The sequence below is a fragment of the Bacteroides sp. 44_46 genome, assembly GCF_001915465.1.
Taxonomy (GTDB): domain Bacteria; phylum Bacteroidota; class Bacteroidia; order Bacteroidales; family Bacteroidaceae; genus Bacteroides; species Bacteroides clarus.
Genome location: NZ_MNQO01000013.1, coordinates 90307 through 114666 on the forward strand (window position 1 = coordinate 90307; position 24360 = coordinate 114666).

The window sequence follows — 24360 nt, forward strand, 5'->3', positions numbered from 1 at the left end:
GGATATCTTGTTACGACTTGATATATTCCGAAGGCAGACAGCCGAAATACTTCTTAAAGCTCGTTGAGAAATAAGAAGGAGTATTGAAACCTACCATTGCGCTGATTTCAGCTACTGTATACCGTTCCTCTTTAAGCAGTTTGCATGCCCGGTTGAAACGGATTTTACGTATGAAGTCATTTGTTGTGTCTCCGGTGAGCGCCTTTAACTTTAGATGCAGGTTGGAACGGCTCATACATATTTCACGGGCAAAATCATCGGTGGAAAATTCCACGTCATCCATGTGTTTCTCAACAATGGCTACCGCTTTTTTCAGCAGTTCTTCGTCCATTACGTTGAGCGCCACTTTCTCCGGCTCTACTTCCAAAGAGTTGGAGTAATGCTCGATAGCCCGGTAACGCGTGCGGAACAGGTTTCTGATTTTCGTGGTAATCACCGCCATCGAGAACGGTTTGGGGATATAATCGTCCGCACCTACCTGCAATCCTTCCAGTTGCTCTTTCAAATCCGCTTTGGCGGACAGTATGATGATAGGTATATGACAGGTGCGCAGGTTCTGCTTAATCTGTTTGCACAGTTGCAAGCCGTCCATAACGGGCATCATGACATCCGTAAGAATCAAGTCCGCCTCTTGCTCCTTCATGAGCGCCAATGCTTCCTCTCCGTTACCCGCTTCCGATATGTGGTAACTTTTTCCCAACTCATCACTCAGATATCGACGAATATCGAAATTGTCTTCTACGATGAGTATCTTTTCTTTCCGTGTCCCGTCACTCTCTGCCGTTTCTTCTTTTATTACCTCTTTTTCATCTTCCGTGTCAACGATGTACATATCCTGATTGTTGGTGGTGTACACCTGTTGTTCCCCGATGGCGTTTGTCCGGGTTGCTATTTCTTCCGGTCGATATGCCGTTTCTTCTGTCGGTAGATAAATGGAGAAGGCGCTTCCTTCACCTTCCCGGCTTTCCAGCTCGATTCGTCCGTGATGCAAGTCTACAAGGCGTTGTACCAATGATAAGCCTATTCCGCTTCCCATGTGTTCGTTGTCCGCTTGATAGAAACGTTCGAATATCTTAGCTTGCTTGTCGATGGGTATTCCGTTTCCGGTATCTCTTACTTGCAGCAGCAGTTCCTTACCGGTTTCCCTCAGTACCACTGTAATGCTTTTTCCCTCATCGGTGTATTTGAACGCGTTCGATAGCAGGTTGTTGACAATCAGTTCCAGATAGTTGGGGTCGCAAAGGATTTCTTTTCCCTCTACCTCTGAAGAAAGGTTATAGGCTATTCTTTTCCTTTGAGCCAGCCGGTCGTAGAATAAGAAGTCTTTTTCAATGACTTTGTGAATCGGGTTACGTCTGACCTTGAGATTGAATACTCCCAACTCGGCACGCCGGTAGTCCATCAGCTGATTCACCAGATGCAGCAGCCGGTTGGTGTTTTTTTGTACATGTTCCAGTTGCTTGTGCAGCCATCTGTCACTTACCTTATCCATCATTTCCTGTACGGGGGCGAGTATCAGGGTCAGTGGCGTGCGCAGTTCGTGCGAGATGTTGATGAAGAAACGGAGCTTCATTTCGTTCACTTCTTTCTGTCTCTCTTTGTCCACCCGTTCCATTTGGAGCTCGGCCTGCATACTTTTACGCATCCAGAAGTAGCGGAATATGAAAATTGTAACCGCGATGAAAGCCGCGGTGAACATCAGCACGGCCCACCATGTTTTATACCATACCGGTAATACGGTGATTTCCAGTTCGGTCGGTTTCTCGTTCCATTTACCGTCACTGTTGGCGGCCTTCACCAGAAAGCGGTATGTCCCTGCCGGCAGGTTGGAGTAGGACACGGTACGTTGATTGTCTGTGTAATACCATTCTTTGTCATATCCTTGCAGCATATAGGCGAAAGTATTGTGTTGGCCTGATATGTAGTTGGGCGCTACGAAGTCCAGTGAGAACATGGATTGTCTCGCGGTAAGGGTTATGCTGCGGGTTTCCCGGATATTGGTTTTCAGTATGCGTGTACCGTCACCCGGTGTAACTTTCTTGTTGAAAAGCCGCAGGTGAGTGATGATGACCGGAGGAGTATACGGATTGTCTACGATTTCTTCCGGTTGAAAGGCCGTGATGCCTTTGATTCCGCCAAAGTACATCTTTCCATTGGCGGTACGGCAGTAGGCGGATGCTGTAAACTGGTTGCTTTGCAATCCGTCGTTGCTTGTGAAATTACGGAACCTTTCAGTCTTGGGCTGGAAACAGCTCAATCCTTTATCCGTGCTTATCCACAGCTTTCCTTCAAAGTCTTCCGATATGCCGAATACGACATTGTTAGGTAACCCTTCTTCAGTAGTATATTGTTTACTTGTTTTATCCGTTTCATCAAAGCGGTAAATACCGTTACGGGTACCAATCCAAAAGATACCGTTGCTTCCCTCGTATATGCAGTTGATAAAACGATGATTAAGCGGGGAGTCCGAAGACAGTACGGGAATGCTTTGCAATTCGTTTCCGTCTTGTGTATAGACGATGAGGCCTGTCTCGCTTCCGAACCAGAGGCGCTGCTTGCTGTCCTTGAATACGGTGGTGATTCGCGTACTTTTAAACGGTCGGCCGTTCTTTTCGGTAGTAACGGGAGTGAACGTCTTCAGCGCGGGATTAAAACGTACCACCCCTCCCAATGTTCCTACCCAATATTCACCGTTACCGATGGGTACGATGGCATAGATGCTTTTTGTGGCAATGCCCGACGGATACGGGATGGTAAAGGTTTCGATGCGGCCGGTGTTGCGGTGTAACACACTGATTCCGCCGGCATGTACACCGATATAGACTTTGTTCTGTTGCTCATCCACATAGATTGTCTTTACGTCATCAGACCCCAGGCCGTCTTTCTGAGTATAGTGGGTAAATGTATTGGTTTTGGAATTATAGAAGTTGACGCCACCGCTGTTTGTACCGATCCATAAATTACTTCCCCCATCCTCTACTATGCAGTTTATTATGTTGTTGTTTAAAGAATTACGGTTGGGAACAGACTGTATCTTTTGAAAGCGGTTCTTCAACGGGTGGTAATAATTCAGACCGCCGAAAAAGGTTCCCAGCCATACTCCGCCTTGCGAATCGGTGAATATGCTGCGAATGGAAGTCTGCGACAGACTGCCTTTCCTCAGAGGGTTGCTCTTGTATATCGAAAACGAATCGGTTTCCTTTTGATATATGTTGAGAGAATTGATAGTGCCTACCCATAGCCTGTTTTGCGTATCCAACGAAAGCACGCGTATATAGTCTGAACTGATCGGGCGTGTGCTTCCCGGTGTTGCCGTATATTGTTTGACGTCGCCGTTCAGCGGGTTTATGAGGAATAGTCCGTTACCTTCGGTACCTACCCATAACTGGGTGGGAGACTGTTGCAATACGGCGGATATGCGTTTCTCTTTAAATACCTCAGGTGCGATGCTTCCGATCGTGTTGTCCGGGACGGAGTAAGAAAACAGGCCTTCCCGGCTTCCTATATAGATGTAGTCTCCCTGACGATTGACGGATGTGGGAGTGATGGTAAACAAATCGGGATTCAGCAGGGACTTGGAAAATGATTGCGTGCGGGTGTTGAACAGGATAAGCTCTTCATCCGTATAGATAAGCAACAGTTCCCCGTTGACTGTTACAATCTTATTGACAGGCATGTTTTTACCTTCTTTCGTGTATTGGAAATTTTGGAAACACTCCTTGTCGCTGTCATACAATGAAAGGCCTTCATAAGTTCCGACCCATATTCTGCCTTGGTCGTCAGTCTTTAACGAACGGACGATATCGCAGCCTAAACTTAGCGGGTCTTTTTCATTGTGCTGATATACGGTGAATGTATAACCGTCATATTTGTTCAGTCCGTTATAGGTGGCAAACCACATATTATCGTATTTGTCCTGGGCAATATCGAATACGGTGCTTTGTGACAAGCCTTCGTCCAATCCGATATGGACGAAACTGATCGGTGCGGCAGTCTGTGCGTGAAGCGGATATATGAATAGCCAAAGTAATACGGATAATATGATAGGCTTTGTCATGGTTCATTGATTGATAAGGTTTTGTAACAACAAAGGTACGAAAAAACTCTATATGAACATGCCTGCGCCGAAAAGAATAGTTGCTTTTGGTACTACGCATACTTAGAATTGAACTTTTATCTTTAAGAATTAAAGTTTGGTTCTTATGAATTAAACTTTGATTCTTATAAACTAAACTTTAATTCTAAGTATGCGCAGTAACAAAAACAACTATATCACCTTATACAGCTCTTTCCCATTGATAAGTCGCAGGTATCTCAACAATCCCTCCATGTAATAATAATCGGCATACGAGAGCGCGCCGTCCAACTCACTGTTACGCAGTAAGTTTCCGGTGGCATGCATCAGGATGAAGTTTTTATGGGTTCCGGGTTTTGCCAGATAGGCGGGAGAAGACAGACTTTTCAGCTGTTTTTCTCCGGCTTCAAAGTATTTCTTTCCCCGGGCGGAATAAGTGCTGAGTTCCATTAATGCGGAAGCCATAACGGCTGCTGCCGATGCATCGCGCATCTTTGAGCGTTCGGGAGCGGAGTAATCCCAGTAAGGAATCATATCTTCGGGCATGTTGGGGTGACTTAGCAGGAAATCCGCAATCTTTTCTGCGTGTTGCAGATATTTCCGGTCACCTGTTTCGCGATACATCATCGTAAAGCCGTAGAGCCCCCAAGATTGGCCGCGAGACCAAGTGGAGTTCGCCGTGTCGTCCGAACCGTTGTTCCAATCGTACTTGCGCATGGCTCCCGTTTCCGGTTCGTAGTCCACAACATGCGGGCAGGACATGTTTTTGCGGTAATGATATTTCATGGTTTTGTCCGCATGGGAGACAGCGATATGCCTGAGTGTGGTATCGCCGGACATTTTGTAGGCTTCCATCAGTAATTCCAGGTTAATCATGTTGTCTATGATGACCGGAAAGAGCCAGTCTCGTTTTACATCCGGTTCCCACGACATGATAAGTCCTGTTTTGTACGAGTAACGTGAGGTCAGCGTTTTGGCAGAACGGAAGATGATGTGGCGGTAGGCCTTGTTTCCGGTCAGCAGATAACCGTTTCCAAAGCATGAATACATTTTGAAACCTATGTCATGGTCGAAAGCATTGTTCTGTTCTCCTTCCATCAAGGCGGTGGCTTTCTCGGCACGCGTTTTCCATGTATCTTCTCCGGTGTAGGTGTACAGATACCATAACGTACCGGGGAAGAAGCCTGCCGTCCAGTCTGTTTTGGGTTGTAATCCCCGTTGGATAGAGCGTGGAAGCAGTCCGGTTTTCATAACTTCGTTGTACATGGCTTCCGATTGTGTTTGCGCCACCGTGAAGGCATTTGCCACCCATGCGGGCACCACCTTCACCTGAAGAGGGTGCATTTGCCGGGCTGTCAGGATACTTTGGCAACCCAGCAGGGTTAATGCCAATAGCAGTACGGGTCTTTTCATGATACGATTCGTTTTTGTTTATACGAGTGTATTTTATTCAATTATAAGATATTTCATTTCTTCGTCTATCTCTTTTTGGAACTCTTTGATTCGGGCGTACATCTGCTCTGCGATTTCAGGATGTTGTGCTGCCATATCGTTACTCTCCTTGGGGTCGGCTTCCATGTCGAAGAGGGCAAGGCCGATGTTTCCGCCTTTGGCAATCTGTTCGCCGGGCAGTCCGTCCTTGCCGGGAGTTTTTACGATGCGGTAGCTATGCGGAACTACGCATTTCCATTTTCCGTCGCGCAGAGCTTCCACTACGCCGTTGTATACAAAGTAGAAAGGCCGGTGTCCTGTTTCCTCTCCGGTAAGGATACCCCAAGCGTCTTGTCCGTCGAATTTATTCATGCGGGGCATCTGCGATTGGGTGAGGTTTACCAATGTCGGCGTGATGTCGAGGGCGGAGAGGAACTGGTCGCTCACCTTGCCTGCGGGGATTACGCCCGGCATACGGACTATGAAAGGTACGCGCTGTCCGCCGTCGAAAGTAGTTCCTTTACCTTCACGCAGTCCGCCGTTGCTGCCGCCGTGATTACCGTAACTCAGCCACGGGCCGTTGTCGGAAGTAAACATGACAATGGTATTTTCGTCCAGCCCGTTGGCTTTCAGGGTTTTCATGATTTCGCCTACGCTCCAGTCTATTTCCATGATTACGTCGGCATAAAGGCCTTCACCGGATTTTCCTTTGAACTTGTCCGATACGCCCAATGGCACGTGAGGCTGGGTATAGGGCAGATAAAGGAAGAACGGTTCCGCCTTGTGGTCGTTGATGAACCGGATGGCACGCTCGGTCAGTCTTGTGGTCATTTGGTTGACGGGAGCGTTGTATTCTATCACACGGTCGTTGTCGTAGAGCGGCAGCGCCGGATAGGCATGGTCGGGTGCCGGGTGGTAAGGCCACATATCATTGGAATAGGGAAGACCGAAGAATTCGGTGAAGCCGTGGCGCAGCGGCAGATATTCAGGCTGATATCCTAAATGCCATTTGCCTACGATTCCTGTGGCGTAGTCGTTCTGTTTCAAATATTCCGCCAGAGTGATTTCACTGCGTTTGATACCGTTTTCCGAGGTATCGTCTACTACGCCCGGTACTCCTACACGCTCGGCGTAACGTCCGGTGAGCAAGGCGGCACGGGAAGGGGTGGAAGCGGCTGCTCCGGCGTAGAAATTGGTGAAACGGGTTCCTTCGGCAGCCAATCGGTCCAGGTTGGGAGTTTGCAGGTGCGGACTGCCATAACATTTCATGTCGCCGTATCCCTGGTCGTCGGTCAGCAGGATTACGATATTGGGTTGGCGGGCGGATTTGTTATCTGCATTTCCGCTCTCGGATTGCGTTGTTTGGGAGCCGGTGCAGGATGATAATCCTGCAGCAGCCAAACATACTATGGATAGTTTATTCATTGTGCGTTATTTTAAGTACTTCTTCATGTTACTTTTTGGGGATGTTCACTATTATCGGCGTAGCTGCGTACAAGTCCGATTGATAGTTGTATTTTGCTGCATCGCGGCTGTCCGGCAATTCTACCGTAACCTTGCTGCCTTTGCCTTCTGATGTTACCGTAACGGTTTCGCCTTCGAGCGGGTATACGCCTTTGGTTTGATAGGTATAGGTTCCGGCGGGCAATTTGGCGGATGTGCTGAAAGTCAGAGTTTGTTTCTGCCCGTCCGGCATCGGGTTGTTTACGGACAATACCCATTCCGATCCATTATCACGCAGCATAATCTGTGCCACATCATTGGAAGTTACCGTGGTTTTGCCTACGGAAATGCTTCCCGGCTTGAAGAAAGCATACTGCCAGGTTTTGTCCGTATCGGAATATACCGCATGTGCGGCACCGTCTTGCATGGTGAATTCCAGGTTTTTCAACAAGGCTTCCACTCGTTCCGGCATTTCTTCCGCACTGACGTTGGGAAGCTGTATGTAACGGTAGGCGTTATCCCGGTTTTGTCCGGGTTGCACTCCATGGCTTACGGCGATAATGAAATTCGGTTTCTTATCGGCTATCGTGCGGTCGGTGATATTTATTTCCTTACCGCTCTTTATCTGTAATGACAGTTGTTTTACCGGTAAGATAACATACCCTTTGCTGCCTTGATGCAGCCAGCATACATCTTTTATTTCCTGTGTGAGGTTTATTGACTGTCCGGGCTCTACGGTTTGTATTTCTTCACCCGCACACCAAGTCAACGGACTGTTCAATGCGGTTTGGTCGATGAAAGTTGTAATCTCATTTCCTTGTCCCGGACGCAGGCGGGCGATATCGCTTCCCAAAGCGATGATTTTGTCCTCGATGAAATGGTAACTCTTGAACGCGGTGGCCGAACTGTATGTTTCTTTCGGCAGATGGTGATAGATACCCATGCCGGTTTTGCCGTCTGCCAGTACACCCGAAATCTTGTTCAGTCCCGGCAGCGATGCCTGCGCATGTCCCAGCGGCATCGGATCGGTACGCCATTCTTCCGTCAGTCCGGGCAGGGCGTGCCAGTCGAAGTTGCAGATAACCTTGTCGGAATATTCATCTCCTTTTACTTTAACTTGCAAGATACCATATCCCATGTGCCAAGAGCGGCGGACTTTCTTACTGAAATCCTCGGCGCCTACGGTACGTTCCGATTTCAGCTTCAGCGAAGCGTAAAATGGCATTTCGTTTTCACCGCGGCGGTGTACCAGATATTCGTTTACCCAATAGGCATCCGTACCCGAATATTCAAATGTATTGTCCTTCAGTTGCCGGCAGATTGTGTTCAACTGTTCTACTCCGGCCAGTTTGGAGCCTTTGTTCTGCGCATTGAGCATAGATTTCACCGCCTTGGTATAGGTTTTGGTGGTAAATGCGCGCAGGTCATCCAGGAAGGAACGTCCGGCAACAAGGAAGTCCATTCGCTGCTTGTAGAATAGTTTCGGATATACGTTCAGCAGGCGGTCCAGTTGGAACTGGTAGTATTTATCGGCTATTTTGAATTTCGTGTTCTTGAAATAGCCGTATCCGCTGTTACAGTCCGTCAACCATTCGAAGCCATAGGCTACCATGGCGGCATCGGTCGCATTGCCTATATGGTGGGAGATGGTTCCGTCGGGCTGGAACCCGGACTGTATATATTTGTGGGCTATAATATTATATTTGGTCATCCAGCGGCTGAGGTCCGGTACAATGCCGTGAGGGCTCCAACCCGGTGAGAAACTGAATCCTTTAAATGGCTGGTCGTGGTAGAAATCGCTGTACCAATACTGTACGTAAGTCAAGGGACGGTTGTAGTCTGCCCAGATGATGGGTAACGCCAATAATGTACGTGAACGGTGTCCGAGGTTGGCGTCTGCCCATGCACCGGACGAGTAGATGGTGTCTTGCAATTCGCCCCAGCGTCCATCGGGATTGTCGATGGCGCGGCGGCTTTCTATTTCGGCAAAGAAGATTTGCAGGTAACGTATCAGGGCGTTATGCACTTTCAGACAGGTTTCATCCTGATTGCGCATGCCTTTCAGCAGTTCGGGCATCAGATGGAGTACGGGCACTACCAATGGGTCGGTCAGTGTCCATTGGTGAGTGGGTGTCTGCATACCTGCCATGTTGTGCGCTTGCAGCATGCCGAAACCGTCACCGGTACAATTGCCGATCGGCTTTCCATTTACCATGACTTCGTTTCCCTCTACGGGCACGGAATTGGTATAGGTTAATATTGCCTGATACAAGGTCTCTTTTAACTCATTTCGCTTTTCGGGGTCGCCTTTAGGCCCGTATACCTTGGAAGTGGCGTAGGAATAACCCAGTCCGCCTATCCGGTTGGCGACTTCCGCCCAGTCGTATTCTATGGTTCCGCTCGGCGCATGGTCGTTGGTCGGGTCGAGCTTGGCTACATAGTCTTGCGGACGCCCTTGGTAACATTTCTCCAGTCCGGCAAATTTCCAGCCGTTGTTTTTCAGTTCGTCAATCTTGGCGGCTACTTCATCATCGGTGTATTTGATACGTCCGTATAGACGTTTGTTCTCAAGTGTTTTCGGGGTATATCGCTTGTTGAACAAACTCCATAAGGTTTCCTTTACAACTTTGACGTTGATATTGAACTTTTTCAGTTGTTTGTCACCGTCCTTCAGGGCAATGGTCAGGCGATGATTGGAAGGGGTGCTTCCGGTGTTCTGCCCTTGGGCCACGGTGAGTACGCCCATTATACGTTTAGATAAGTCGTATCGGGTTTCCAGTTTGAACATTCCGTCCTCTTGTTTGAGAATCTCAAAGTGATAACCGGCAGGAATAGGGTTTGTCAGCACATCCTTGTTCCTTTCCAAATGAATACGGCCGATAACTTCCGTTCCTTCCGGGCTGTTTACCGGGATGTCAAAGTAATTGGCAAATACTTTTTCTTCCTTTGGTGCGGCGGATGCCAGAGCCGGGAAGATGAATAATACAATCAATAAATGAAGAATCTTGTCTTTCATGCTGTTTTGGTTTTTATAGTTTCTCTTGCGAAACAAAAGTAACGTATTCACTCGAAACGGGAGTATAATGTTGTTTTTAAGGATAATAATATTCTTCTATTGCATTACAATTGTGTGCGATGAAATTATAATCTTGTTGTTAACGGGCTATACGGGTGGATGCGGGCAGCTGATCAATCACTTCTACAACTTTGTATTCACCGCCTGTTTCATCGTAAAGTAGAGACGACATGCTATGTTCCCTCGGGTAGAGTACACCGTTTAGTGTCGGGCTTTCTTTACCGTAACTGAAATGTACGGGATTATCCGAATGGATAATGTTGAGAGCGGCAGGTCTCGAGGCATCCAGTTCGACATTGATTGTCCATTTACCTACTGTCAGCGTGCCGCCTGTCTTACGGATGATTTGCGGAGCCGTGTTGCCGGCATTCACTTGTATTACGGCGAGAATACGGGTTTTATCTTCTCTTTCGATACGTGCCGTCATGTGCCACTGATTGGGATATGTTTCTCCCGCTTTCATGGTGGCGGGGTCGGGATTGACGAGAAACCGGTCGGTCAGCGACATGCTGACGGGGTTATTGCAGAACAGTTGGGTCACGACAGTGTAGCCGGATTTATAATCGGCATGGTTGATTGTAAGTAACTCTTTGTTGAGAGACAATTGCGAGGGGCTGTGCAACAACCAGTCGTAGGTGACGGGTTCCGATGCTTCCAGTTCGTCGTAGATGAGGACGATACCTTCGGGATGTAGCATAAGTACATGGCGGCGGTATTTAGTAAGCGGTGTCTCGCCGAAGCCGTTTTCCGGGGTTTGCGTGATACCTGCCCGTTCAAAGGCTTGCACCCACATAGGGTCGTCCGAGATGCCGCAATAGGCTTTCGAGGCATCGCCCAGGCAGTAGGTGATGTGTGCGCCCTCAAGTGTGCGCATAATGTTGCCGTAGCCCCGGGTGGAATAGGGCTGGCCGATGCCGTTCACTAAAATGGTGTTGTGTGCCCGCGAGTGGCGGTAGGACATCAGGTTGTGGGCATCATTGAAGTTCAGGTAATAGCCCGAACTGCGATATATCTCTTTTCCTTTGAACAATAGGTTGAAGGCGTTTTGGCTTGATGTGGTGTGGCTGCCTGAACCGAAGGTACTGGAACGGAACGACAGGTTCACGTCTTTCTCCGTATCCGTCAGACAACTATGCATAGTGACTTCGCCTGTGTCTTCGTACCACACCATTTTGGCGGCATCGGCAGGCAGAGAGGTGTCGTAGCGGCGTGTGGAGCACATACGGTACAAGCGGAAGAGCCGGTCTCCCTGCATGGTATCGTCGCATTCCGAGGCATACCATCCGGCATAGGAGTCGTTCAGTTCGCGTGCCAGAAAGTCGGCAAAGGCGACGCGCTGCCGTGCGGGCTCATCGCCCTGCTCACTGCCGTCGCCAAAACCGCTGCTTTTGGAGTGGGGCGGCCAGGTGTAGACAAGCGAGCGGCCTGCGCTCTTGTACCACGGGTGTTGCAGGAAGTCGGTGCCTGTGACGTAGGAGAAGAGCATCGGCATGTAGTGCAGCGTTTCGAGGTTGGCATTGAAGTATCCACTGCCGTTGTGCCATACGCCATCGCGGTTGAAGCCCGAGGCCGGGGCACGTGCCGTCCACAGTTCGTAATAGTATTTCAGCATGGGAAGCACTTCGTCGGCATAGACAGTATTGTCGTACAGCAGCAAGGCGCACTGGAAAATTACGCGCATATTCTGCTGCCAGAAGTGGTTGTCGAAGATATGGTTTTCTTGTGTTCCGCAATGTTGGGGGTAGTACCAGCGAAGCACGCGCATCATCAACTTCTCGATGGCGGCGCGTTCGTCCGGTGTCAGCCGGTTATAGAGCTGGTCGTAGATACGGGCATAGCAGATGGCAATGTCGGTAGAGGCGAAGTTGGACGCGAACAGCAGTGCGTCGCTTACAGGGTATGCAAGCATCTGCCGGAGCAGCCGGTACATGCAGTCGTTGTATTTGTCGTCCTGTGTCAGGTGCCAAGCGTCGTAGAGCGATTGCGTGTGTATGCACAGTGTTCCGGTATTTTCGTTAGGGTTCATCGTGGTGTAGTCGGTATTGAGCGCGTCTTGTGCACGACCTGTCAGCATCTTGTATTCGCGGTGTGATTTTACGTTCAGGCGGGCAGTTTCTATCTTCGGGTCTAAATAGCAGTGGAGGCGCGGATAGCTGTGCGGCATACGGCTTTGGAATTCGCTGAAGGCGGGGGTGACGAATACGGGTGTTTCGTCCGGTACTTCAAAGTGATAGGGTTCGCTCCATTCGCCTTGAGGTGTACCGTGGGTGTCCGCTTGGCGGAAACGCCAGTACCAGATACCTGTTTCCAACTTGCGGTGAGGGTTGAAGATGCACCATTCATCGGCTTCGGAACGCATGGTTTCTGTGGTGTTGAAATCTTTGCTGCGTGAAAGTTCGAACAGCAGACGCTCACCTGTCTTCATACTTTGAGGTACGATGAGGGGGGGCGGGTTCAGATAGAGTTCGTTATCTATTTTGGGGTAAGGGGCGGTACGTATTTTGTCATGATAGGCATCGGAGAGTTCGGTTGTTTCTTCTCCTTCGGTGCCGGGCTCTTCGGAGGAAACGGACGGTACATCGTCGTGACAGGCGGAGAGCGAGAGTAACAGTACTGCAAGGCAGAGGTGAGCGGCATGGCGGCAGAGGGGGGAGAATGGTGTTTTCATATGGTTTTGTTAGGTGATTAATGTTTTCGTCTGCAAGTGCTTGCAGGAGGCTGCGGAACTGATGGGTACAAGATAAAGGTTTCTTATATTTTGAAACAACTTCATTCTGTACGGGGGTACTGATAGAACCCCGTCCCACACGCGTTCGTAGCTACGGCGGGTGAGACGGGGATGATTAATTATCTTGTTGTCAGTGGGCTGCAACTTCTTATTGTGCCTTGCTGATACCATCAAAGATAGTGAGGACGGGGCGGATAGTGTACTGACCGATATTCTCGGTACGGTAACCTATTTTGTTTCCGATAAGTTGTTCTTCTCCTACTGTTATTTGAGTATCTTCCTGTACTGATATAATAGCAAGCTGGTCTGTATTATCTTTTATAATGCTGCCTGATGTGAGAAGATAACTTGCACCGGAAGAGTTTTGGAATTTACTTTCGCCTCTGGCTGCCAGCCATGCAGTATATATGGCTGCTATCTGTGCAGGGAAAGGATACTCACCTGCTCCTTTATTTTGAAGTTGTACATTTTCTCCATTGAGAACTACACCAACTATATCCCTTGTTTGAGCAGCGGTAGGTATATACCATGTGCTAACGTTCTCGGTGGATGCTAAAACATTTTCTGTTTTCCATGCTTCGAGCGCGGTTAATACAGGGGAAGCATAGTCCGTAAATTGTGCCAAGAAGCTGTTGGATTGGGTTATTCCATATACGTCATCGCCAAAGATTTCAGTGGCCTCTTTCGTTCCGTTCAATGTCGGAAGTTCATCGTCTCCTTTTAATTTTGCACGGCTGGGACAGTCAATTGCGAACGCATAGCCTGCAATCGTTTTGCTTGTCATGTCAGTTCCATTAGCAGACTCGGTATAGTTACTTGCTGCATCGTTTACTGATTTGCCACCGTCTGTTACCAATTTCCACACGATAGCTACCGCTTGGTCTGAATATGTTTTGCTCCAAGTACCGTTTTTATTGATAAAATCACCTACTGCTAAAGCGTTCGGGTCTACCATGCCATCGGGGAAGATTACGTCTATTGAGGTATCTCCGTTTTTTTGTGGCTCTACAGTGGCTTCTACTACTGTGTTTCCGGTCAGCGTGATACTTGTACCGTTCAATTTGAGTTCTCCACTACTTGCGCTGCCGTCATCGTTCTTCAGTTCGAATGTGATGTCATTGCCTGTACCTAAGCTACCTTGGTTTAAGCCTGCAAATAGGTATACGCTGAACCATTTTCCGTTCTCAACAGTGAGTTCGGAAGAAGATATACTTGCATAGTTGTCTTTACCGGCATGTCCGGCAGTCTCTCCCGTCATTACGTTGAAACCGGTGGGAGCGGGTAAATCTTTTATTATGATTTTGGTGTACTCATCGTAAGCTGATTGACCGTCCTTGAATGTGATTTTAGTGAAAGGGCGCTTCATCGTGATTGATGCGAGTGACCCGTTTCCTGTGACAGGTTCCAGCGAGCAGGCGTAGAAAGCATCAGCTACATCGCCCTTGAACATCTCGCTTCCGGCGTTGGCTGTATAGCTGATAGCTTTCAAGTCAGCCGTATTATAGATATTATCAGCGTCTGTGGCAACATCCGCCACTGTTCCTTTCACATAGTCCGCCCAGAAAAGGCATTTGTAAGCATCACTTGGTGCATTGAAAGTGAAAGTCACCTTCTCGCTTCCTGCTGCAACTTCCTGTACATATCTTCCGTCTGTAATGTCGCTGTTGTCGCTTGATTTCACTAATTGCAGAATGCAGCGCAGTTTATATCCGTCGGGGATAGTGGGTGCTACACGTGTCACAGGATCGTTCACCGGAATATTTACCGCTATCGATACAGTACCACCTCCTGTCTGGTCTTTACTTGAGATAATTTCATCCTGGCTGCATGAAGCTGCTATCAACCCCATTACGAATGCCATTGCTGTGAATAAGAAATTCTTTTTCATAATCAATGTGATATTAGTTGGTTAATAAATTTCATTATATAGTTAGTTTGGTTACTTAGTGGGATATACGGGAACCACAATCTCGTCTTCTCCGTCGAAGTCGGGATTGAAATCGATACCGCCATTGGGATCGGCCGTGAGGAAACCGTAGGTAACGGTAGTATTCTTGCCTGCCCATCCGGTGACATTGAAAGTGGCGGATGCCACTATCTTTTTATTGACTTCGATTTCCACCGTCACAGGGATGCGTGTCAGGGCATCGGGATCGGCAAATACGTAGTCGAAGGTTAGCGGATAGGTGGTTTGGTCTTTCAAGGCACTGTTCTTTATGGTACGTTCCTGCTGTAGGAACATCAGCCCGTGGCGGGGTATACGCTCCAGTACGTTATAGCCCATTTTGAGGTAAGATATATATTTGACGCGTACTATGAAGTTGTCACCTTTCAGCTTGCCGTCGCTAAAGAGCTTCAGGAACTTCTGTACATCGTTTGCCACAAGTTGGTAACGCATAACAGGACGTGTCAATTCCATGTCGAGCGACACCTGGGTATTCCACTTGTCACGATACTCTTCAAGGTCCAGTTGCGCCATACCGCAGAAAGCATCTTTGTATTCGTTGTTGCTACGGTAACTTTCGCTGCCGTATACGGTGAGCAGAAAGTTGTCGGTGGGATTGTAAAAGTAGTCTTCCGTTCCGGTAATATCGTTTTCTTCATTAGGCATTTGCACATAATCGCTCCATACGGCTATCTCGTAATTGCGTGCATGGAGTTTCATATTGACGGGGATAGTCAACTCATCACGTCCGTTGGCAATGTCCTGATAAATCACCTGACGCGCCACGCATATACGGTTCAAGTAAGCGTCGATGATGAATCGGTGGCGGTATTGAGGGGATTCTCCGGCTTCGGGACGAAGCAAGGCCTCGCCGCCTTCTTCGGCGGCAGGCATCTTGAGGTTGAGTTTTAGTTTGGCATTCAGTGTCACGGATGTAGGGTCTATGCCTATTTCTCCGTCTTCGGTCATCACTGGGTGTTCGTACAAACAACCTGTCATCAAGGCAGGCAACAGCAAGTACAGTAGATATGTAGTGAGTTTCTTTTTCATGGTTCTTCCTTTTTAAAAACGATAAACTAATGAGAGGCCTGCGCGAGTGATGCCCCAGTAATGACGGATACGGGTGTTGAGCCAGGCTCCGTTCTCTATATTATAGAAAGTATCGTACTTCATATTGGCATAACCGGCTCCGATATTGAATTCGACTCCCCAATGGGCAGAGAGGTCTGCTTTGTAACCGTAGCTGATACCGGCTCCGGCAAGGGGGCGTTTGGCTGTCTGGTAACGGTTGTCTTCCCATTTGGCATTGAACCATGCCAGGTGAGTGTGCAGTCCGAAGAAATGTCCCGTTCCTGCTTTTTTCAGCCACCAACGTCCTTCGGGCTGTAAAGCTATGCCACGGATGGCGTGCTCACGTTCAATATCGCTGATACTCCACATTATCGGGAAATCTATGGTGATGTGTTTGTGTAGTTGTACTTCCAGGGCAAGGTTCTGTACGGCAAGCGCATCGAAAGGAACGTTGGTCTTCAGTGCGATGTAACGACTGTTGTTGACTTTCTTGACAGGCTGTACTTTACGTTTTTTGTCGTTTTTTGGAGCGGCTTTAACTTTGGCGGATGTCTGTTTTTTGGAGGTTGGCGTCGCCGTTTTGGGGGCGGCCTTTTGTTCTTTGACAACCAGCTTGTTGATGACGGTTTTCTTGTTGATAACCGTCTTCTTTGTATCTTGTGCCCAAGTGGCTGAAACCATTGTGAGGCATAGTATCAAGATTACTTGTCTTAATAAATAGGTATTCAGTTTCATATACTGGTATTGTTCATAGTTTATAACTGTGTTTTTCAGTCGCTATGTTTTTCGTTACTTTTCCTGTTGACAAATGTATATGTTCCGCAGAAAAAAGGGTTTCTGTTTTGTTTACTCTTCGTTCGAAGCCGGCGAATTAGCTTACAATTCTGTTTAGAAGCCTTTCAGTATTGTGCATACTGAAGGGCTTACAGATATATATAGCATGATTTCTTACTGTTTCGGGATAAAACGCGATGCCGAAGTGTGTTCGGGCAGGGGGCCGTTTCATCCATGCTTCCGGTATTTCATTACGGTTGGTCATGATGTAGTTTCCCTGTTGGCATAGGTTCTATATCGGACATTTCATGAATGGTCCATTTACCGTCCATTACATCGAATAGCACGGAGGTGCTCGGTTCGCGTTTGTAGTCCTCACCTTCAATCTGGAGTGTTTTATTACCTAAGCTGAAGAGAACGCCGGTTTTAGGATCACGTATCAGCAGTTCGGCAGGTTGTGAAGGATCCAGTTGGGCTCTGAGCTTCCACTTTCCGGCAAGGACGAAGTCATTGGGATTGCCGTTCTTATCGTGTATTACGTTAAGGGGCTTGGCTCCGTCGGGTTGCAGGGTGATGACGGTAAGAATCCGATTGGCGGCACTCTTTTCGTAGGCGGCGGTCATGTGCCATTGATTGGGATATTCCCGGCCTTTGCGCATCTTCTTGGGGTCGGGAGCCGAGAAGAATCGGTCTGTCTGCGACAGTTTGCAGTCGGAGTTGCTGAATATCCGGGCGATAGAGGTGAACTTCTTCTCGGGATAGTAGGTGGTGAGAATCTTGTCCTTGCCGTTCTCATCGAACTTGAATTGTACGGGACTGTGAAGCAGCCAGTCCCAGCGTACGGGTTTGCCGGCTTCCAGCTCGTCGTAGATGACCACGATGTTGGGGTGCAGCAACAGGATGTGGCGGCGATACTTTTTTAGCGGTGTTTCGCCGAAGCCGTTGGCTACGGATTCCTCTACTTTTGCATTCTTGAAGTTCTTTTGCCACATAGGATAGTCCGTCAGGCCGCAATATGCGTTCGAGGCGTCACCGCAGGCATAAGAGATGTTTTCTCCCGACAACATGCGTACCAGCTTTCCGTAGGCGCGGGTTGTGAAAGGTTGTCCGATGCCGTCCACTAAAATAGTGTTATGGGCGCGGGTATGGCGGTAGGACAGCAGGTTGTGCGGGTCGCTGAAGTGCAGGTAATAGCCGGTGGAGCGGTATACGGGTACTCCGCGAAAGTGCAGGTTGAAGCTGTTTTGGTCGGAAAGCGTATGGCTGCCCGAACCGAACGGACTGGAGCGGAAACTGAGGAAAGTGTTCTCCCGATAACGCTTGAGGTTGCTATGTGCCAGCATCTCTCCGGTATCTTGCATCCACAGGGCTTTGGGGGCATCTTCGGGAAGTGGTGTGCCGGCAGGGTACATTTTGTCTGCACTGGCTATACGGTAGATACGCATATCCATATCGGCTGTCGCGGTCTTGTTTTCATTGCAATACCAGATAGCGTAAGGGTCTCCGGTTTCGCGGGCGATGTAGTCTGCCAGAGCCGCGCGCTGGCGGGATACGTAGTTGAAACTTTCGTTACCGTCACCGAAGCCGGCGCTCATGCTCCGGGGAGGCCAGGCATAGACAAGCGCTTTGCCCAGGTTTTTGTAAAAAGGGTGTTGCAGGAAGTCGGTGCCTGTGACGTAGGACATCAGCGAGGGAACGTACCACAAGGTTTTCACGTTAGAATGGAAGTAGCCCTGTCCGTTGTGCCATTCGCCGTCGCGGTTGAAGCCGGATGCCGGGGCACGGGCAGTCCAGAGCTCGTAGCAGTATTCCAGTATTTCTTTGGCCGTATCGTTCTTGTCGGCAAACATCAGGCCTATCTGCAACATCTCACGGTAGGCACGCTGCCAATAGTGGTTGTCGAAAATATGGTTTTCTACCCTTCCTTTACGTTGTACGTTGTGGTGATATTTGGCAATTTGAAAGGTGAGGTCTTCTATTTTCTGGAGCTCTTCCCGGTTCAATCGGTCGTAGCAGGCATCGTAGGTGTGGGTGAGGAGGAACAGTACATCACCGCAGTAGAAGTCATTAATCAGTTTCGGGTCGGGGGTGCTTGCCAGCAAAGCGCGTGTGTATGCCAGCATCTTGTCGGCATATCTCTGCTCGCCTGTGGCACGATAGGCGGTATAGAGCTGGTTGGCGTCCTGCCCCATCAAATTGGCCGCTTTATAGGGGGTGGGATGGGTCTCGTAGTTATTGTTCAAGGCTCTTTGGGCTCTGTTTGTAAGGTCTTTGTATTCCGGACTTGTCTGGATATTCCCTTTCGCTTTCTTCAGTCCCTCTTCCAAAAAGCAGTATATACGCGGGTAACCTTTCGGCATGTTTTTCATAAAGGCGTCGAAGGTAGGGGTCACGAATTGTGGGATGTCTTCGCTGACACTGAAGTTATAGGTAGCGCTCCATTCACCCGCTTTCCCGGCTTTGTCTACCGAGCGGAAACGCCAGTACCAGGTGCCGTTCTCCAACACACGGTGCGGATTGAACATACACCAGGCAAGGGGCTTGGATTGTAGGGTCTTTCCTTTAGGAAAAGTCTGTTCTTGTGACAGTTGAAATTCCAAATAGTCCGCCTTGCGCATCTCCACCGGTACTATCAGTGGAGAAGGATTCAGGTAAAGCGGATTGTCTTGCTGGGGATAGGGTGTGACACGTACATTCTCGTGCACTCGCTCTAAACCGGTTTTCTGTGCCAGTGCAGCCGGCGTTATAGCCAATGCGAACAGAAGCAGCAGTGTCCATTGGCGGATGAATTGTTTCTTCATGACGTTATGATTTGTAGTTTTTGATTTATGATTTCTCGACTTATGACTTTCAACTTCCGGTTTCTTTAGTATCCCGGGTTATTCTTACCGTTCAGAGTATAGTTGACCTGCATTTCGTCTTCCGGAATAGGGAAAAGCTCGTGCTTACCACTCTGAAAGTTGTTTCCGGCAGGGAAAGGTGTATTTCTATCGGTATTGACACTGGTTTGGCTGCCTATCAACTGCAATGCCTCTTTCAAGATGCCCCAACGGATAAGGTCGTATTTGCGTACCCCTTCGCAGGCAAGTTCAAAAGCGCGTTCCCAATAGAGAACGGTACGTATTTTTCCGGCTTCGTTGGAGTCGTCTATGAAATCGAGGTTTAATACCTGCGGGGCTTTCATCAGTTCGTTGTAATTGCCGGCATTTAATTTCGTGGCTTTTGCACGGTCACGTACCCTGTTGATCAGTTCCCAGGCTTTGGCTGTTTCTCCCAGCTCGTTGTACGCTTCAGCGGCCGATAATACTACTTCGGCATAACGTATGTAGCAGAAGTTGACATCGGTCGCATTCAGCTCATCGTATCCCAAAGGCATCCATTCACGTCTCCATTTGCCTACAAATGCATAGCCGGAAATATCTTTCTTGACATGTGTATGCTTTTCTTTGTCCCAGTTCCAAACGTGTGTGGCAACCATAACCTCACGGCGCTGGTCTGTCGCTTCATAGAAGTTGCCCCATTCGGGCAGGCAACGGTATTGTACGGAGGCGCGTCCCATGACATTGTTCTTTTCATTGCCGGAAACGATGGCTTGCGCTACTTGTACGCCTATGATTGAGCCGAGGCTGCCTTTGCGGTTGGGATATTGGAAAGCTATCTCGAACAGGCTTTCTTTATTATTCAGTATTTCACCGGAAAAACTCTTGAATAGGGCTTCATAACTGTTAGCGTCGTCTTCGTAGAATCCGTGGAACTTTCCTTCTTCTTGAAAGGCTTTCCATTCTTCTATAATCGCTTTGAAGTATTCTTGACGTTTGTCGTTGTCGGGACGTTTTAGTGTACCGTCCATTTGGAGGCTGTAACCGGTACGTTGCAGTAGCACACGCATCAGCAATGCTCTTGCTGCCCCTTGTGTGGCACGTTCCGGTGAGGATGAGGCAGTACCCCACGCCAGATGTTGCTTGGCAAAGGTCAGGTCGCTGATTATCCGGTCATAAATTAGCTCACGGTCGGTACGGGGTTTGTAAGTGGCTTCGTAGCTCTTACTGTATTCGGTTGCGTAGGGTACGTCTCCCCACATACGCACCAGGTCGAAAGAAACCATGGCACGTATGAACATGGCTTCCGCTACATAAGACTGTAATATTTCATTGTTCCGGTATCCGTCCATCCCCTGAATGCCTTCAATCGTATAGTTGGCACGGTTCAGGGTTTTGTACTTGGCCTTCCAGGCGGTGTTGACAATCTGATTGGCGGGAGTCATGATGTAACTGAAGATGGCATCTTTGGCATTGTCGTTCTGTACACGGGTGGAGTAGTAAATATCGTCCGACCCCCAAAGATTGTAGTCCTCGGTCAACCCTTCATAGGTACCGATTACTGCCATTTCGGCATTTTCTTCTCTGATGAAATATCCGTCCTTTTCGTAGGTGTTTTCCGGTTTTTCCGTAAGCATATCGGTACAGGCGGATATGGATATGGCTCCCATAAAGAGCATGCTTGAAAAATATAGGTATTTAATTCGTTTCATATCGGCATTTGTTTTTATAAGATTTATAGAGTAAGGTTGAATCCCAGAACGAAGGAACGGCTGCGTGGATAGGAACCGAAGTCGACACCGCGCGTCAGACCGTTACCTGATACGGATGTTTCGGGATCGAATCCGCTGTAAGGAGTCCATACAAAGAGGTTGCTGGCTGTGAAGTAGAGGCGCAACCGCTGGATGGAAAGTTGCCTGATGAGCTTTTTGGGGAAGGTATACCCCAGGGAGATATTCTTCAAGCGCAGGAAAGAGGCATCTTCCACTGCCCAGGAGTGGATGTATTTGTCTCCCTGCTCCATATCGTATACGCTGGCTATGGTACGTCCGGCATTGACGGCTGCCAGTTGGGCAGGGTCGGTTATCAGTTCGCCTGTCTGTTTGTTGATGTATGTCCAGCGGCTGTCTATATCACAGATGCCCAACACATTGTAGTTTCTTTTGCCGCTTTGGGTATTGGAAAGCTTGGTGGCGTTCAGAATCTCGCCGCCATAGCTGAAGTTGAAGAAGATATTCAAATCGAAATCCTTGTATCTGAATGTATTGTTGATACCTCCGTAAAAGTCGGGGGTGGCATTGCCGATAACGGTTTTGTCTTTCTCGCAGACCACTCCCTTGCTGTCGCCTGTGTCATCGAGGTTGGCGAACTTCCAATCGCCGGGACGCACACTGTTGCGGTCGCTTCCTTTATAGGGAATACCTTCTTTCAGGGTATATTTTTGAGTATCGGGGTCATAGTCGAATTCATCCACTTGATAGAGACCGATGGTTTTGTAACCGTAGAATTGTCCGATGGCCTTGCCTACCTCAATCTTGTGAGTCTTCTGTTGCCAACCGAAAGCGTACTCTTCGTAAAAATAGTCTTCACCCGAGAGCGCGCGAATCGTGTTCTTGTTATATGAGATGTTGAAATCCGTTTTCCATGAAAACTTTTTCCGCTGTATGTTGAAAGAGCTTATGGCAAGGTCGAAACCTATATTCTGCGTTTCGCCCACATTACGTATCATATTGGTGAAACCGGAAGAGGATGGAACGCGTGAGTTCAGCAGCAAATGGTCGCTGCGGTTCAGATAGAACTCCGGTGTGACGATGAGGCGTTGGGCAAGGAAACCCATGTCCAAACCGATGTTCAGCGTCTTATTGGCTTCCCATTGCAGGTCGATGCTGGGGATGCCTGAAGGAACATAACCTGTAATGATGTCAGAGCCGTTGGGGTATTTTACGGAGTCCAGAGTTTCCAGTGACATGAAGTCGCCGATGCGGTTGTTTCCGGCAAGACCGTAACCGATACGCAGTTTCAAGTCGGAGAAGATGTTCAGCTTTTTGATGAAAGGTTCTTCCGCCATACGCCAGGCTCCTGATACGGATGGGAAGACGCCCCATTTGTGTCCGGAGCTGAACTTGGAAGAGCCGTCGGCACGCAAGGTGGCTGTGAACAGGTACTTATCTTTGAAGTTATAGTTGGCACGTGTAAAGAAAGAAATCATTCGGTTGCTGTTGACATAGCTTGAGGAGATGGAAGTGGGAACACCTGCGCCCATGTCGTTCAATCCCAAGTCGTCGTTGGTAAACTGGTAGGCATCCGCACGGAGTGATTTGCTCCAGCTGCCTATCCATTCCTGACCGAGCATCAAAGTGAGGCGGTGCTTTTTCTTATAGGAATTATTAAAGGTAAGTACATTGGAGGTTTGGAAGCTGTTACTTTCAGAATATTGTATGTATCCGCCGATACTGGAACGTTTGGCGATAGCGGACAAGTCACCGTTGAACTGGTCGTTGCGGTTCAGCTGGTAGCGGGTACCGATGGTATTGCGAAAACTCAGTCTCTTTGAAAAGTTGAATGTGAATCCGCCATTGGCTTGCAGGCTGCGGGTAAAGCGCGTTCTGGCTTCTTCCTGTGCTGAGATGATGGGGTTCTGCATCGGGTTGTCCTGTTCATCCTCGAACATGGGGTCTTCACCGGAGAGCAAGTCCGTATCGGTACCTTTGATACCGCTCATGGGACGGTATTGGAGGATATGTTCCATCTTATTGAAACGCGTAGTTTGTCCCGAAGTACCCATACCGTAGGTTTTGCCTTGGTTGTAATTGAAACGGGCGTTTGCCTGAAAGCGTGACGAGGCCTTGTGAGAGATATTGAAAGATATGTTGTGACGGTAATTGCCGCTGTATACCATGGCTCCCAACTCTTTGAAGTAGTTGTAACTCATGCCGTATTTCAGTTCTTTAGTACCCCCGGATATATTAACGCGATAGTTTTGAGAAGTGGTGATACGTCCTAACGCTTCTTCCTGCCAGTCGATACCTTTGCGGTTGGCATAGTTTTCGTCGATGTCTTGGAAAGAACCGTAACGGTTTTGGAAACCGGTCACCCCTTTGCTGCCGTCCAAAACATAGTTGCGTTCATAGTCGAGCAGTGCAAACTCTTTGGGAGACAGTACATCCAACTTTCTGGCTATTTTACTGACACCTATATAACTGTCAAAGCTGACGTTCATCTTGCTTGTGTCTTTGGGTCCTTTCTTGGTCGTGATTACTACTACACCGTTGGCGCCGCGCGCACCGTAGATAGCGGTGGAAGAAGCGTCTTTCAGGATGTCGATGCTTTCAATCTCTCCAGGGTCGAGGCCGGACATACCGTCTTCGCTGGGATAACCGTCAATGACGTAGAGCGGTTCGTTGCTTTGAGTCATGGAGATGCCACCGCGTACATTAATGGAAATAGAGGAACCCGGACCGCCTTCACTTTGTGAGATTTGTACACCCGCCACACGTCCTGCCAGAGCTTGCGCCACGTCGGAAGTGGGAGTTTGCATCAAATCCTCGCTTTTTACCGATACGACGGAACCGGTAAGGTCGCTGCGCTTGGATGTACCGTAACCGATGACAACTACTTCGTCGAGCAATTTACTGTCCGATTGCAGCGTTACGTCAATCCGTTTTTTCCCCTTTACATGTACTTCCTGGGTTCTCATTCCGATGAACGAAAAGACAAGGATATCTTTGGACGGATTGTTTACTTTCAGCGTATATTGTCCGTTTAAATCGGTAATGGTACCGACGCCCGCGCTTCCTTTGACTGAGATGTTGGCGCCGATTACTTCCAATCCTTCTTCATCTATGACTTTTCCGGTGACGTTGATACTTTGCGCATACGTGCCTAAGGTTATGAAGAGGCACGATGTCAACAGGAGAATCTTTCGAATGTTTTCCATATTTAGAATCTTATAGTATTATGTTTGTAATCACTGATTTTCCGGTTGCTAAATTATGCCTT

General features: G+C 48.5%; 11 protein-coding genes. All 11 read right to left on the reverse strand.

Features of this window, described 5'->3' with window-relative positions; genetic code table 11:
- Positions 1–10 precede the first annotated feature (10 nt).
- On the reverse strand, positions 11–4057 hold the full coding sequence (locus BHV73_RS05630) for a hybrid sensor histidine kinase/response regulator transcription factor (protein ID WP_286737343.1): 4047 nt from the start codon (positions 4055–4057) through the stop codon (positions 11–13).
- 210 nt (positions 4058–4267) lie between these two features.
- Positions 4268–5488 (reverse strand): glycoside hydrolase family 88 protein, encoded by a 1221-nt coding sequence (locus BHV73_RS05635; protein WP_286737344.1) that lies wholly within the window; start codon positions 5486–5488, stop codon positions 4268–4270.
- Positions 5489–5521: 33 nt separating this feature from the next.
- On the reverse strand, positions 5522–6931 hold the full coding sequence (locus BHV73_RS05640) for a sulfatase family protein (RefSeq protein WP_286737345.1): 1410 nt from the start codon (positions 6929–6931) through the stop codon (positions 5522–5524).
- Positions 6932–6959: 28 nt separating this feature from the next.
- Positions 6960–9965, reverse strand: a complete 3006-nt coding sequence (locus BHV73_RS05645; RefSeq protein ID WP_009123142.1) for a polysaccharide lyase family 8 super-sandwich domain-containing protein — start codon at positions 9963–9965, stop codon at positions 6960–6962.
- 139 nt (positions 9966–10104) lie between these two features.
- The gene (locus tag BHV73_RS05650) at positions 10105–12693 is read right to left on the reverse strand and encodes a DUF4962 domain-containing protein (RefSeq protein WP_009123143.1); all 2589 of its coding nucleotides are present in this window, start codon (positions 12691–12693) and stop codon (positions 10105–10107) included.
- 208 nt (positions 12694–12901) lie between these two features.
- Positions 12902–14641: a DUF6562 domain-containing protein gene (locus BHV73_RS05655; RefSeq protein ID WP_009123144.1), complete on the reverse strand. Its 1740-nt coding sequence runs from the start codon at positions 14639–14641 to the stop codon at positions 12902–12904.
- 51 nt (positions 14642–14692) lie between these two features.
- On the reverse strand, positions 14693–15748 hold the full coding sequence (locus BHV73_RS05660; RefSeq protein WP_009123145.1) for a DUF6562 domain-containing protein: 1056 nt from the start codon (positions 15746–15748) through the stop codon (positions 14693–14695).
- A 12-nt stretch (positions 15749–15760) separates the two neighbouring features.
- On the reverse strand, positions 15761–16504 hold the full coding sequence (locus BHV73_RS05665; RefSeq protein WP_009123146.1) for a DUF3575 domain-containing protein: 744 nt from the start codon (positions 16502–16504) through the stop codon (positions 15761–15763).
- Positions 16505–16794: 290 nt separating this feature from the next.
- Positions 16795–19344 carry a DUF4962 domain-containing protein gene (locus BHV73_RS05670; protein WP_009123148.1) on the reverse strand — a complete coding sequence of 850 codons (2550 nt, stop codon included), beginning with the start codon at positions 19342–19344 and terminating at the stop codon, positions 16795–16797.
- Between the two features lie 65 nt (positions 19345–19409).
- The gene (locus tag BHV73_RS05675) at positions 19410–21074 is read right to left on the reverse strand and encodes a RagB/SusD family nutrient uptake outer membrane protein (RefSeq protein ID WP_187366653.1); all 1665 of its coding nucleotides are present in this window, start codon (positions 21072–21074) and stop codon (positions 19410–19412) included.
- A 23-nt stretch (positions 21075–21097) separates the two neighbouring features.
- Positions 21098–24298: a SusC/RagA family TonB-linked outer membrane protein gene (locus BHV73_RS05680; protein WP_286737346.1), complete on the reverse strand. Its 3201-nt coding sequence runs from the start codon at positions 24296–24298 to the stop codon at positions 21098–21100.
- Positions 24299–24360: the final 62 nt, after the last annotated feature.